General features: G+C 68.0%; 11 protein-coding genes. 7 read left to right on the top strand and 4 right to left on the bottom strand.

Going from position 1 to position 12,527, the window contains the following annotated elements; genetic code table 11:
* Positions 1-74 precede the first annotated feature (74 nt).
* The 7 genes from V6V88_RS11895 to V6V88_RS11865 all read left to right on the top strand — a co-directional run bounded on the left by V6V88_RS11895 (position 75) and on the right by V6V88_RS11865 (position 7,592).
* Positions 75-1,499, top strand: coding sequence for a cache domain-containing protein (locus V6V88_RS11895; protein WP_056316962.1), 1,425 nt, complete (start codon positions 75-77; stop codon positions 1,497-1,499).
* Positions 1,496-2,152: a response regulator transcription factor gene (locus V6V88_RS11890; protein WP_056316960.1), complete on the top strand. Its 657-nt coding sequence runs from the start codon at positions 1,496-1,498 to the stop codon at positions 2,150-2,152. Before V6V88_RS11895 ends, V6V88_RS11890 begins: the two co-directional genes overlap by 4 nt.
* A 148-nt stretch (positions 2,153-2,300) precedes the next feature.
* A complete protein-coding gene (folE, locus tag V6V88_RS11885; RefSeq protein WP_056316955.1) occupies positions 2,301-2,846 on the top strand; it encodes a GTP cyclohydrolase I FolE in 546 nt (181 codons plus the stop codon).
* 308 nt (positions 2,847-3,154) lie between these two features.
* Positions 3,155-4,183, top strand: a complete 1,029-nt coding sequence (gene tauA / locus V6V88_RS11880) for a taurine ABC transporter substrate-binding protein (RefSeq protein WP_338619306.1) — start codon at positions 3,155-3,157, stop codon at positions 4,181-4,183.
* Between the two features lie 96 nt (positions 4,184-4,279).
* Complete coding sequence (locus tag V6V88_RS11875) at positions 4,280-5,116, top strand: taurine ABC transporter ATP-binding protein (protein ID WP_056316948.1); 837 nt, start codon at positions 4,280-4,282, stop codon at positions 5,114-5,116.
* Positions 5,109-5,936, top strand: coding sequence for an ABC transporter permease subunit (locus V6V88_RS11870; protein WP_056316945.1), 828 nt, complete (start codon positions 5,109-5,111; stop codon positions 5,934-5,936). The genes V6V88_RS11875 and V6V88_RS11870 overlap by 8 nt, the downstream gene beginning before the upstream one ends.
* Before the next feature lie 111 nt (positions 5,937-6,047).
* Positions 6,048-7,592: a PLP-dependent aminotransferase family protein gene (locus V6V88_RS11865; RefSeq protein WP_223575408.1), complete on the top strand. Its 1,545-nt coding sequence runs from the start codon at positions 6,048-6,050 to the stop codon at positions 7,590-7,592.
* A 281-nt stretch (positions 7,593-7,873) separates the two neighbouring features.
* Here the strand turns inward: V6V88_RS11865 and V6V88_RS11860 are convergent, their stop codons facing one another.
* The 4 genes from V6V88_RS11860 to V6V88_RS11845 form a co-directional block, all read right to left on the bottom strand.
* Entirely contained in the window at positions 7,874-9,289 is a 1,416-nt protein-coding gene (locus V6V88_RS11860) for an FAD-binding oxidoreductase (RefSeq protein ID WP_338619303.1), read from the bottom strand.
* A gap of 8 nt (positions 9,290-9,297) precedes the next feature.
* Complete coding sequence (locus tag V6V88_RS11855) at positions 9,298-9,690, bottom strand: nuclear transport factor 2 family protein (protein ID WP_056316937.1); 393 nt, start codon at positions 9,688-9,690, stop codon at positions 9,298-9,300.
* A 113-nt stretch (positions 9,691-9,803) separates the two neighbouring features.
* Entirely contained in the window at positions 9,804-10,865 is a 1,062-nt protein-coding gene (locus V6V88_RS11850) for a CobW family GTP-binding protein (protein ID WP_062841334.1), read from the bottom strand.
* A 1-nt stretch (position 10,866) separates the two neighbouring features.
* Positions 10,867-12,519 carry an amidohydrolase gene (locus tag V6V88_RS11845; RefSeq protein WP_223575405.1) on the bottom strand — a complete coding sequence of 551 codons (1,653 nt, stop codon included), beginning with the start codon at positions 12,517-12,519 and terminating at the stop codon, positions 10,867-10,869.
* Between the last annotated feature and the right edge of the window lie 8 nt (positions 12,520-12,527).

Here is a 12,527-nt window from a genome sequence, read left to right as displayed (position 1 = left end):
TTCCGCGTTCCTGCCTCGGCGCCCCATCGGTTGATGCGTCGCAGCAAAGCCGTCCCGGGCTGATACAAATCCTTATGAAGCTGCGTCTCAAAATATTGCTGCTTGCGGCAGTCCCGCTGCTGGTGGCCGTCGCCGCCATCACGGTCGCCGTGTACGTGCAGGGACTGCAACTGGCGCAGCGCGAAAAGCAGGTGGTCGAAACCGCCTGGCTTGCCAGCAAGGAAGGCGAACTGCGCCACTACGTGAACCTGGCCTACAGCGCCATCGCGCCCCTGCAGGCCGCGGGCGACGACGAGGCCACGCGCCAGCGCGCGCTTGAACTCCTGTCGCAGATGGAGTTCGGGCACGACGGCTACTTTTTCGTCTACGACCTGAACGGCAGGAACCTGATGCACCCGCGGCAGCCGGAACTGGTCGGGCAAGACCTCTGGAACCTGCGCGACACGCAGGGTCAGCCCGTCATCCAGAACCTGCTGACGGCGGCGCGGCGCGGCGGGCAGCAGGGCGAGGTGGTGCATTACCTCTGGGAAAAGCCGTCCACCAACCAGACCGTCGAAAAGCTTGGCTACGTCGTGGTGCTGGAGCGCTGGGGCTGGATGCTGGGCACCGGCATCTATCTGGATGACGTGCAGCAGGCGCTGGTGCGGATCGACGCCGCGGCGCAGGCCAATATCCGGGACATGTTTGCGTGGGTGGCGGGCATCGCGGCCGTGTCGATCCTGGGGGTGGCGGCCTGCGGCCTGGCGCTCAATATCAGCGACCATCGCCAGTCCGACGCCAAGCTGCGCCTGATGGCCCGCCAGATCGTGCGTTCGCAGGAAGACGAGCGCGCGCGCCTGTCGCGCGAGCTGCACGACGGCATCAGCCAGGTGCTGGTGTCGGTCAAGCTGTCGCTGGAGGCCGCCCGCGAACGGCTGCGGCAGTCGCACCCGGACGATCCTCGCGTGCTTGCGCACATCGACACGCCGCTGGGCGGCGCGCTCGACCGGCTGAACACGGCCGTCGGCGAAGTCCGCCGCATCTCGCACAACCTGCGCCCCACCCTGCTGGACGACATGGGCCTGCCCGCGGCGCTGGAGCACCTGGGCCGGGAATTCGCCATCCGCGCCGAGGATGGCGCGCCGCCGCTGACCGTGGACCTGCATACCGTCGGGCAGCCGGTGAAGCTGCCCGACGCCTACGCGACCGCGCTGTTTCGCGTGACGCAAGAAGCGCTGACCAACGTGATGCGCCACGCGGGCGCGACGCGCGCGGACCTGACGCTGGCGTACTCGGCGCGCGACCTGCGCCTGACCATCAGCGACGACGGCTGCGGCTTTGACGATGCCGCCGTCCAGCAAGACCCCCATCGCGGCATCGGGCTGCGCAACATGCGCGAACGCATGAGCGCGCTGTCCGGCACCCTGACCTTTCATTCCACCGCGCAAGGCACGACCTTGCAGGCCTGGCTTCCCCTGCCGCCCGCCGGCGCCCCGCTTTCGACCCCTCGCCAAGCATGACCAACAAATCCGACGCTATCCGCCTGCTGCTGATCGACGACCATCCCCTGGTGCGAGACGGCCTGCGCCTGCGCCTGGAAACCGTGCCGCAGCTGCGGGTGGTGGGCGAAGCCGGCAACGCCGCCGCCGCCCAGGCGTTCCTGGCCGCCTGCATGGCCGAAGACCCACAGGGCGGCACCCTGCCTCATCTGGCGCTGATGGACCTGAACATGCCCGGGGTCGGCGGCCTGGAGCTGACGGCGTTCCTGCACGAGCGCTATCCGCAGATTGCGGTGCTGGTGCTGTCCATGCACGACAACCCCGAATATATGGTGCAGGCCGTGAAGGCCGGCGCCCGCGGCTACCTGCTCAAGGACGAACCGGCGCAAGAGATCATCGCCGCCATCGACGCCGTCATGGCCGGCCGCAGCTACTTCAGCGCCGCGGCGGCGGTGCGGCTGTCGCAGGCCAGCGCGCTGGCGACGCTGCTCACACAGCGCGAGCGCGACGTGCTGCGGCACATCGCGGACGGCCATGCCAACAAGCAGATCGCGCAGATGCTGGGATTGTCCGTGCGCACGGTCGAAACGCACCGCCTGAACATCAAGCGCAAGCTGGGCATCGACGGCCAGGCCGAGCTCATCAAGTACGCGGTGGAAAACCGGGGCGTCTGAATGCCGCAAATACCCCCACGCGCCGCGGGCAAGCGCGCATTGCGACTTGGCCGCTGAGGTAGACTTGCGACACGAACGCATCCCCGATGCCGCCCTGCATCAACCCACGCATCACCGCGCGCCAGAGGGCGCGCCGCCAGGAGTCCCCATGTCATTGGAAAAGCACTACACCGCCATTCTCGAAGCACTAGGGGAAGATCCGTCCCGCGAGGGACTGGCCGACACGCCCGCCCGCGCGGCCAAGGCCATGCGTCACCTCTGCCGGGGCTACGACCAGAACCTGGAAGAGATCGTCAACGGCGCCTTGTTCACCTCGGACACGCGCGAGATCGTCCTGGTCAAGAACATCGAGCTGTACTCGCTGTGCGAACACCACATGCTGCCCTTCATCGGCAAGGCGCACGTCGCCTACCTGCCGGCCGGCAAGGTCCTGGGCCTGTCCAAGGTCGCGCGCATCGTCGAAATGTATGCGCGCCGCCTGCAAATTCAGGAAAACCTCAGCCGCCAAGTCGCTGAAGCCGTGCAAAGCGTCACCGGCGCGGCCGGCGTGGCCGTCGTCATCGAGGCCCAGCACATGTGCATGATGATGCGCGGCGTCGAAAAGCAGAATTCGTCCATGGTCACCTCGGTGATGCTGGGCGAGTTCCATGAAAACCCGTCCACGCGTGCGGAGTTTCTCAGCCTGATTCGCTGAACCGGCCATCCGGGAGGGGTGTCTGACACCCTTGTGGCAAGGCCGTGATCTGACGGCGCTCTCTGCAGGGTGTCAGACACCCGGCAAGCAGTCACTGCCACGTCCCTCATCCTTTTGGCGCATATCGCGGGCCCGCCCGCTGCGACGACGATGCCGGTTCGGGCATTGCCGGCGCAGCCGGCGGGCCCGGCCGCTTTTGGCTCCTACTGATCCGGACATCTGGCCCTAGCGTTCTGGTCCCATCCGGGCAAACTGGCACCAGCAAGCCGGTCGCGCCGGGGCGCGGCCGTTCTCTCCCGGAGATCTCCATGAACGCGATATACCGCCTGATTCGCCGCTGCACCCTGGCCGGCCTGGCCGCAGCGCTACTGGCTGCGCCCGCCTACGCGCAGACCAAACTCGTGGTGGGCTATCAGCTCATCGTCGGGCCTTTCCTGTCCTCGATCGCGGACGGCAGTTTCGACAAGGCCCTCAAAGAGGCCGGCTACCAGGTGGACTGGCGCCAGTTCACCTCGGGCGGCGACATCTCGACCGCGCTGGCCTCGGGCAACGTGCCGGTGGGCGTGCTGGGTTCCACGGGCATCACCTCGGCCGCCACGCGCGGCGTGGACATGCAGCTTTTCTGGATCCTGGACAACATCGGCAAATCCGAAGCGCTGGTGGCGCGCAACGGTTCCGGCATCAACAGCACGGCCGACCTGAAAGGCAAGCGCGTCGCCACGCCGTTCGTGTCGACGTCGCACTTTCACCTGCTGGTCGGGCTTGAGCAGGTCTGGAAGGTGCCGCCCCGCGACGTGCGCATCCTGAACATGCAGCCGCCGCAGATCGTGGCCGCCTGGCAGCGCGGCGACATCGACGCCGCCTACGTGTGGCCGCCCGCCCTGACCGAGATTGCCAAGACCGGCAAGATCATCGCCGACTCCGAACAGATCGGCGCGGCCAGCGTGCCGACGTTCGACGGCATCGTCGTGGACAAGGCCTGGGCGCAGAAGCATCCGAAGTTCATGGCTGCCTTTACCGGCGTGCTGGCCAAGTCGTATGCCGACTACCGCGCCAACAGCGCCAAGTGGACGGCCGACTCGCCGCAGGTCAAGGGCATCGTCAAGCTCATCGGCGGCAAGCCGGAAGACATCGTCGAGGCGCTGGGCCTGCTGGTGTTCCCGACCGTGGAAGAGCAGGCGTCCAAGACCTGGCTCGGCGGCGGCAAGGACTCGGGCGCCGCGCGCGCCTTCGCGGCCAGCGCCAAGTTCCTGAAGGACCAGAAGCAGATCGACAAGGCGCTGGACGACTACAGCCCGTTCGTCACCGACCACTACGCGAAGGCGGCGGCCAAGTAATCACCCCGCCCGGCACGGCGCCACCCCGGCGCCGGCCGCCGCGACAGGGCGGACCCGGCAGCCGCCGGCCCCGCCACAACGACCAGGGGGAGCAGCATGACCATGCAGCAGTCCACATCCGCCGCACAGCGCCTGTGCGCCGAAGGCGTCAGCGTCACCTACCCCGGCCTGCACGACAGCGGCCCGGTGATCGCGCTGCACGACGTCAACCTGACCATCCAGCCGGGCGAATTCGTCGTCGCGCTTGGCGCGTCGGGCTGCGGCAAGACCACCTTGCTCAGCCTCTTGGCGGGATTTCTGTCGCCGACCGAGGGCGAGATCACGCTGGGCGGCAAGCCCATCGTCGGCCCGGGCGCGGACCGCGGCGTGGTGTTCCAGAAGCACGCGCTGCTGCCCTGGCTGAACGTGCTGGAAAACACCGAATTCGGCCTGAAGCTGCAAGGCGTGGACAAGGAAACCCGCCGCGCCCGCGCCCGCCGCAACCTGGAGCTGGTGGGCCTGCAGGATTTTCACCGCCACATGATCTACCAGCTGTCGGGCGGCATGCAGCAGCGCGTGGGGATTGCGCGCGCGCTGACCTGCGACCCCGCCATGCTGCTGATGGACGAGCCCATGGCCGCGCTGGACGCGCTGACCCGGGAAACCATCCAGGAACTGCTGCTGGACATCTGGCGGCAGACCAACAAGATGTTTTTCTTCATCACCCACAGCGTGGAAGAAGCGCTCTTTCTGGGATCGCGGCTGATCGTCATGTCGCCGCGCCCGGGCCGGATCACGCACACGTTCGAGCCGGCGTTCAACCGGCGCTACCTGGAGACCCGCGATGGCCGTGGCATCAAATCCAGTCCCGACTTCATCGCCATGCGCGAACAAGTCCTCGGCATCATCTACGGGGACGAGCGCGCCGCCGCCCCGCACGCCCTCCATGCCTAAGCGGCGCACCGGCCACACGCCCGCCGCGCCGGGCAAGGTCTACGGGGCGCCGGGCGCAGGCTACAGCGGGCACATCAGTCTCCTGACCAGCCTGGCGCTGCTCGCGCTGTGGTTCCTGGTGACCAGCGCCGGCTGGGTGCGGCCGCTGTTCCTGCCCTCGCCCATCGCCGTGTACGACAAGTTCGTCTTTGCCATGACCGAGGGCGTGGCCAACTCTACGCTGACCGAGCATGCGCTTGCCAGCCTGGGCCGCGTGTTCGGCGCGTTCTTCCTGGCCTGCGTGACCGCGATCCCGGTCGGCATCCTGATGGGCGTGAACCGGTACGCGCGCGGCGTCTTCGACCCGCCCATCGAGTTCTACCGGCCGCTGCCGCCGCTGGCCTACCTGCCGCTCATCATCATCTGGTTCGGCATCGGCGAATTTCCAAAGATCCTCTTGATCTACCTGGCGATCTTCGCGCCCATGGCGATCGCCGCGCGCGCGGGCGTGCGCTCGGTGTCCATCGAACAGATCCACGCGGCCTACGCCATGGGCGGGACCAGCCGCCAGATCGTCTGGCACGTGATCCTGAAGGCGGCGATGCCCGAGATCTTCACGGGCATGCGCATCGGCATCGGCGTGGGCTGGACGACGCTGGTGGCCGCCGAAATGGTCGCGGCCGACCGGGGCCTGGGCTTCATGGTGCTGAACGCCGCGCAGTTCCTGGCCAGCGACACGGTCATCATGGGCATCATCGTAATCGGCCTTTTTGCCTTCGCGTTCGACCTGCTGGTGCGCTACCTTGAACGCTTCGCCATCCCGTGGAAGGGACGCATCTGACAGGGCAATCCCGCATTCCTTCCCCCATCCGGCTCCTTTATTCTGAGACTCGGACCCACCGGGCGCCGCAGCGCAGCGCCCGGCCGTGCCGAGAGTCAAAAGGAGCCAGCCATGTCCAGCCAGGCCTCGATGCTCAAGCCTGTGTTGTGGGAACGCCTGTTCGAAAAAGCCAGCGCGCCCAACCTCAGCCTGCAGGGGCGCGTGCGCCAGATGCTGGTGTCGGCGATCCTCAGCGGGCACCTGCCGCCCGGCATGCCCGTGCCGTCCAGCCGCTACCTTGCCGACCAGTTGCGCATCGCGCGCAACACCGTCGTGTTTGCGTACCAGCAGCTGGTGTGCGAAGGCTATCTGGTCTCGCGCGAACGCAGCGGCCATTTCGTCAGCGATACCGTCATGGAGGGCCACTCGGGCCCCGCCGCCGACGCCACGCCCGCGCAACCCGCCCACGCCGGCGGCGTGCGCTGGGACGAACGCCTGCGCTTTCGCCCCACGCGGCAACGCAACATCACCAAGCCGCGCGACTGGCAGAAGCAGCCCTACCCTTTTGTGTACGGCCAGTTCGACCAGGACCTATTTCCCACCGCCGAATGGCGCGAGTGCTGCATCAAGGCGCTGTCGGTGCTGGACATCCGTAGTTGGGCGCCCGACCTCATCACGCACGACGACCCGGCGCTCATCGAACAGATCCGCACGCAGGTGCTGCCGCGCCGCGGCGTGTGGGCGGACGCCGAAGAGATCGTCATCACGGTTGGCGCGCAGCACGCGCTTTATCTGCTTGCCGACCTGCTGGTGAACGAAGACACGGTGGTCGGCATGGAAGACCCCGGCTATCCGGACGCGCGCAATATCTTTGCCAGCCACACCCGCCACCTGCTGCCGCTGCCCGTGGACGAACAGGGTCTGCGCACCGGCACGCAGCTGCTGGGATGCGACTACCTGTTCGTCACACCCGGCCATCAGTGCCCCACCACCGTCACGCTGTCGATGGAGCGTCGCGCGGCCCTTCTGGCGCTGGCGCGGCAGGCCGACAGCCTGATCATCGAAGACGACTTCGAAAGCGAAAGCCGCTGGGGCGAAGGCGCGATACCCGCGTTAAAGAGCCTGGACCGCGACGGGCGCGTGATCTACGTGGGAAGCCTTGCCAAGTCGTTCGCGCCCGGGCTGCGCATCGGCTACATCGTCGCGCCGTGCGAACTGGCGGCCGAACTGCGCGCGCTGCGCCGCCTGATGCTGCGCCACCCGTCGGCGTATATCCAGCGCGCGTTCTCGCTGTTCATCTCGCTGGGGCACCACCATTCGCTGCTGCGGCGCCAGTCGCAGGCCTATCAAAAGCGCGGCGCCGAACTGGCCCAGGCGCTGGCGCGGCACCTGCCGGACTTCACGGCCATCCCCATCACGGGTTCATCGTCCTGCTGGCTGCAAGGCCCGCCGTGGCTCAATGCCATGGCGCTGTCCGAAGCCGCGCTGGCCGAAGGCGTCGTGGTCGAGCCGGGCGACGTGTTTTTCATGGATGGCGCAAACGCGCCCCGCAACTTCCTGCGCGTGGGGTTCACGTCGATCCGCCCCGAGCACATCGAGCCGGGCATCGCCCGGCTGGCCAAAGTGGTCGACGCACAGCGACGCGCGGCGCAGGACCTCGTGCTTGACGGTGTCTGACACCCCGGTGAGAGCGCCTTCATCCTGCAATGCCGTCTCAGAGGGTGTCAGACACCTGCCTCATCTACGGGCTTCTCGTGCTTGACGGTGTCTGACACCCTGGTGAGAGCGCCTTCATCCTGCGATGCCGTCTCAGAGGGTGTCAGACACCTGCCTCATCTACGGGCTTCTCGTGCTTGACGGTGTCTGACACCCTGGTGAGAGCGCCTTCATCCTGCGACGCCGTCTCAGAGGGTGTCAGACACCTGCCTCATCTGCTGGTGTCTGACTTCTTCGCACCGTTAGAGCAGTTCGTCACGCAGGTAGTACCAGCGATAAAGCAACCCCTGCCCGATGCGGCGGAATGGCGCGAACAGGTGGCCTGGCAACGGCGTGTCGTAGATCGGCAGGTTCCACGCAATGCCGTCCTTGCCCATCATGCGTTGCGCCAGCCGCCTGCCGGCGTGGGCCGAGAAGGCCACGCCGTTGCCGCCGTAGCCGAAGGCGTAATACACCTGCTGCGCGGGATCGGGCTGCGTCACGCGCGGCATCATGTCGTGGCTGACGTCCACCCAGCCCCACCACGAGTAGGCCACGTCCACGCCGCGCAGCGCGGGGAACTTGCGCGCCAGGCCTTCGCGCAGGAGCGCCAGGTGCCGGGGATTCTCGGCGTCCGCGCCGCGCAACGCGCTGCGGCTGCCGATCTGCATGCGGCCGTCGGGCAGCAGCCGGTAGTAAAAGCGCAGCGTGCGCGTGTCGGTGATGAACACCGTGCTCTTCAGTCCCGCCGCCTCGCGTTCGGCCGGCGAGAGCTCGCGCGTGACCATGGAATTGGACAGCACCGGCATGATGCGATTGTCCAGCAGCCGGTTGACGCCCTGCGCGGTATAGCCGCCGGTGGCGAACGCCACGCGACGCGCGCGCACCGTGCCGCCGGGGGTCTGCAGCCGGTACACGCCGTTTTCCACGTGCCAGCCCAGCACAGGGCTGGACGGATGAATGCGCACGCCCAGCGCCCGCGCCTGCCGCAGATAGCCGTAGGCCAGCTTGAGCGGATGCACGCCGACGCCATCCGGCTCGTGCATGGCACCCACGGCCTCGCGGTCGTCGACGTATCGTTCGCGCAGTTCCGCGCTGCTTAGCATCCTGGTGTCGTAGCCGAAGACGTCGCGCATCACGCGCGCTTCGTTTTGCAGGAAAGCCATTTTCTTCTGGCGATGCGCCGTGTACAGGTGGCCGCCGGGTTGCGCATCGCAATCCACCTGCGCCACCAGGCTCTTCCAGTATTCGAATCCTTCGCGGATCTCGGCATCCAGGCGTTTGGCCGTGTCCAGTCCCCAGCGTTCGATCCACTGCGAGCGGTACAGGCGTCCGGACGCGTTCTGGCCCTGTCCGCCATTGCGGCTGGTGCAGCCCCAGACCGCGCGGTTGGCTTCCAGCACGACCGCCTTCACGCCGAAGTCGCGCGCCAGCGCCAGCGCGGCCGACAACCCGGTAAAGCCCGAGCCGACGATCACCACGTCGGCGTCGATGTCGCCGTTGATGGGTCCATCGTCCTCGGGCGGCGCGCCGGCCGTCGCCACCCAATAAGTCGGCGCGTAGTCCTGGCCCTGGCCAGGTGGCGACACCAGCGGATCGTAGGCCGGGTTGTAGGCGTTGAGGGCGGCGCCGGACGCGGGCGCCGGGCGGGGAATGCCGACCGACATTTGCGTATCCATGACGGAATCTAGGCCTTTGCCGGCAAGGCCGGACGCTGCTTGCGAAAGGCGTTCTTCACCTGGATCTTGCCGTCCTTGAAGGTGAACACGTCGACCATGTCGGCCTGCACCCGCGAGCCGTCCGCCGCCGTGCCGCAAAACGTGGACTCGGACACGCCGCGATCTCCGGCCACCCAGTGCCGTCCGTTCTCCCATTGCGCGTCCGGAAAGGTCTTCCAGGCCGCGGCAAAGGCCGCGCGCACCGCTTCCGGACCCGCGTGACGGCTGCCGTATTGCTCCGGCCCGCCCACGGTCTCGAACACGCAGTCTTCGCTCATGAACGACATCAAGGCGTCGATATCGTGCCGGTTCCAGGCGGCCGCAAACTCGGCCAGCATTTCCACGGTGACGGACTTTTGCATTGCCTACCCTCCTTCTCTGGCGCGGCGCGAGATGCGTCCACGCTGAACCCTCAAGGTACGTGCGGGCCATGCACGGGGGTAGGACCAGACCCGGGGAATCGCTTGCACCAGAACTAGCGCAGCGGCTCGGCCCACAACGCTTGCGGCGCGCTGTCGGCGCCAGGCAGCGCCGCCCCGTCCAGCCGCGCCGCGATGGCCGGCATGTCCGTGACGCCACGCATGCCGATCACGACCAGCGACGGCTCGCGCTGCCCTGCCGGCAGGGGCGCCTGCGTGTCAAAGCGCACGCGCCGTCCCGCAAACTGCACCAGCACCCAGCCATGCCGGCCGGTGCACACCCACCCCTTGGCCCGCAGCACGTGGCGCGGCAGCTGCTTCAGGCGCTCGCCCAGCATGTCGGCATCGACAAGCGCAGGTGCGCGCCACAGCCAGCTGTGGAACGGATGGTCGGGGTCGGGCGGCGCATCGCGCCGGCGGTTGTGTCCGGTGTCGACGGCGCCGCCGCGGCCGCAGTCAGCGGCAGCGGTCTGCCCCTCGCCGTGTCCGCAGGCGTGGGCCTCGTCATCCGCGTGCCTGGCCGCCGCCGCGCCATCCCCGCCCCCAAGCAGCCGCAGGTCCAACTTTCCCTCGCGCGTCTGCACCACAGGCGCCCCGCCGCTCGCCTCGCGCAGCCAGTCATGCACCGCCGCCAGGTCAGCCGGCGCCGCCAGATCCGTCTTGTTCAGCACCAGCAGATCGGCCGCGCGCAGCTGCCGCAGCACCGTGTCGGCCAGCAGCGGATCGGCCGCCACATCGCGGATCGCGCCTGCATCGGCCAGCACCACCACGGCTTCCAGCTGCAACAGGGGGTCGGCCATGCCGACCTGCGCAATGCGCCCCGGATCGGACACGCCGCTCGCCTCGATGACGATCCACTCGGGCAACGGATCAAGCGCCAGCACGCGGGCCAGCGCATCGTCCAGTCCGCCTGCCATCGAGCAGCAGACGCAGCCATTGGACAGCCGGATGACGTTGTCGGCGCGCCCTGCGACGAGGCCGGCGTCGATGTCGACCGGACCGAAGTCGTTGACCAGCACCGCCGCGCGGCGCGGGCTGGCGGTCAGCACATGATTGAGCAAGGTGGTCTTGCCCGCGCCCAGGAAGCCGCCGACCACCGTCAACGGAATACGCGCCATGTCACGCCTCCAGCGGCAGCGGACGCCCGCCGATGACCGTGCCCAGCACCTTCAGGTCCTTCAGCGACTGCGGCGCAGCGGCGGACGGGTCGTCGGCCAGCACGCAGAAGTCCGCGTATTTGCCGACCTCGATCGAACCGACCAGATGATCCATGTGCAAGGTATACGCAGCGCCCAGCGTGATGGCATGCAGCGCCGCGTCGACGCCGATGCGCTCGGATTCGCCCAGCACGCGGCCCGAGGCCGTCTGCCGGTTCACGGCGCACCAGGCCGTAAAGAGCGGGCCGAGCGGCGTGATGGGCGCGTCGGAATGGATGGCGTAGGGCACACCCGCCCGCGCCGCCGACGCGCAAGCGTCCATGCGGTTGGCGCGGTCCGGGCCCATTGTCAGCGCATAGTGGGCGTCGCCCCAGTAGTAGATGTGGTTGGCAAAGAGGTTCACGCACATGCCCAGGCTGGCCATCTGCCGGAACTGGGCCGCGTCGGCCATCTGGCAGTGCTGCAGCGTGTGGCGGTGGTCGCGCCGCGGCGTGCGCCGAAGCGCGCGGTCCACGGCCTCGATGGCCAGCTGCGTGGCTTCGTCGCCGTTGGTGTGGATGTGCAGTTGCGCGCCGGCGTCGTGGTAGGTCTGCACCATCGCATCCAGTTCGGACGGCGCGATGACCCAGATGCCGTTGGGCGCGCCGTTGTAATACCCGGGCCAGCGCACCCGCGCCGTGAAGCCCTGAATCGATCCGTCCACCACAAGCTTGACCATGCCCAGATGCAGCTTGGCGTGATTCAGGCGGCGGGCCGCCGCCAGCTTTTCCAGGCAGCCGGCCGCGTTGCCCGCGTAGGTCAGCGCCGACGCCGCGGGCACGATGCGCACGGGATAGCCGGATTCCGCCGTCACCCGCGCCAGCGTCGCCAATCCTTCGTCGTTCAGCTCGTTGACCAGGTCCGTCGCGGTGGTCACGCCCGCCCACTGCGCCACCTTGCCGAACATCCGCAACCCCTCCTCGGTAAGGCCCACCGTGCGGAACGGGCTGCCGATCAGCCGCATGACGGGAAACATGGCCGCAAACTCGCAGAGCTCGCCGCTGGGCCGCCCGTCCGCCAGCCGCGTCACGCCTTCGATATCAGTATCGCGGTCGATGCCCGCACGCGCCAACATGGGCGAATTGACGTTCATGAGGTGCATGCTGGCGTGCATCACGACGACCGGGCGCTCGGCCGATACCGCATCCAGGTCATGGATGCTCATGCGGTCGCCGCCAAAGAAGATGGGATCGAAACCCCAGCCGATCAGCGTCTCGCCCTGTGCGAGCGACCGCTCGGCATCGCGCAGCCGGGCCGCGACGTCCGCAAAGCTTTTCAGGCCCGGCCACAGCTTGCCGTCGGGGCCGCGCCGGTCATAAAAGCCCACGTAGACGAACTTCCACATGCCGCCCTCGGGCAGATGGCAATGGCCTTCGACCAGACCCGGCATCAGCACGCTGTCTGCGTACCGGTCGTCGATCTGCGCCGGCCCCCAGCCGGCCAGATCCTCCCGCGTTCCCACGCCCAGAATGCGGCCATCGCGCACGGCCACGTGGGTCGCGCGCGGCTGCGCGGGGTTCATGGTGAGGATGGTTCGCGCGACGTAGAGGGTCGTGGCGCCGGAAGGCTGGTTCATCGGGGTTC

It is taken from the genome of Achromobacter sp. E1, assembly GCF_037039475.1.
Classification (GTDB): Bacteria; Pseudomonadota; Gammaproteobacteria; order Burkholderiales; family Burkholderiaceae_B; genus Achromobacter; species Achromobacter mucicolens.
This window is presented reverse-complemented; position numbering and strand designations above follow the sequence as displayed.

Bases quoted from the DNA above. Each gene is read 5' to 3' on its own strand.
- V6V88_RS11895 (WP_056316962.1), top strand. From the start codon at position 75: ATGAAGCTGCGTCTCAAAATATTGCTGCTTGCGGCAGTCCCGCTGCTG.
- V6V88_RS11890 (WP_056316960.1), top strand. From the start codon at position 1,496: ATGACCAACAAATCCGACGCTATCCGCCTGCTGCTGATCGACGACCAT.
- folE (WP_056316955.1), top strand. From the start codon at position 2,301: ATGTCATTGGAAAAGCACTACACCGCCATTCTCGAAGCACTAGGGGAA.
- tauA (WP_338619306.1), top strand. From the start codon at position 3,155: ATGAACGCGATATACCGCCTGATTCGCCGCTGCACCCTGGCCGGCCTG.
- V6V88_RS11875 (WP_056316948.1), top strand. From the start codon at position 4,280: ATGACCATGCAGCAGTCCACATCCGCCGCACAGCGCCTGTGCGCCGAA.
- V6V88_RS11870 (WP_056316945.1), top strand. From the start codon at position 5,109: ATGCCTAAGCGGCGCACCGGCCACACGCCCGCCGCGCCGGGCAAGGTC.
- V6V88_RS11865 (WP_223575408.1), top strand. From the start codon at position 6,048: ATGTCCAGCCAGGCCTCGATGCTCAAGCCTGTGTTGTGGGAACGCCTG.
- V6V88_RS11860 (WP_338619303.1), bottom strand. From the start codon at position 9,289: ATGGATACGCAAATGTCGGTCGGCATTCCCCGCCCGGCGCCCGCGTCC.
- V6V88_RS11855 (WP_056316937.1), bottom strand. From the start codon at position 9,690: ATGCAAAAGTCCGTCACCGTGGAAATGCTGGCCGAGTTTGCGGCCGCC.
- V6V88_RS11850 (WP_062841334.1), bottom strand. From the start codon at position 10,865: ATGGCGCGTATTCCGTTGACGGTGGTCGGCGGCTTCCTGGGCGCGGGC.
- V6V88_RS11845 (WP_223575405.1), bottom strand. From the start codon at position 12,519: ATGAACCAGCCTTCCGGCGCCACGACCCTCTACGTCGCGCGAACCATC.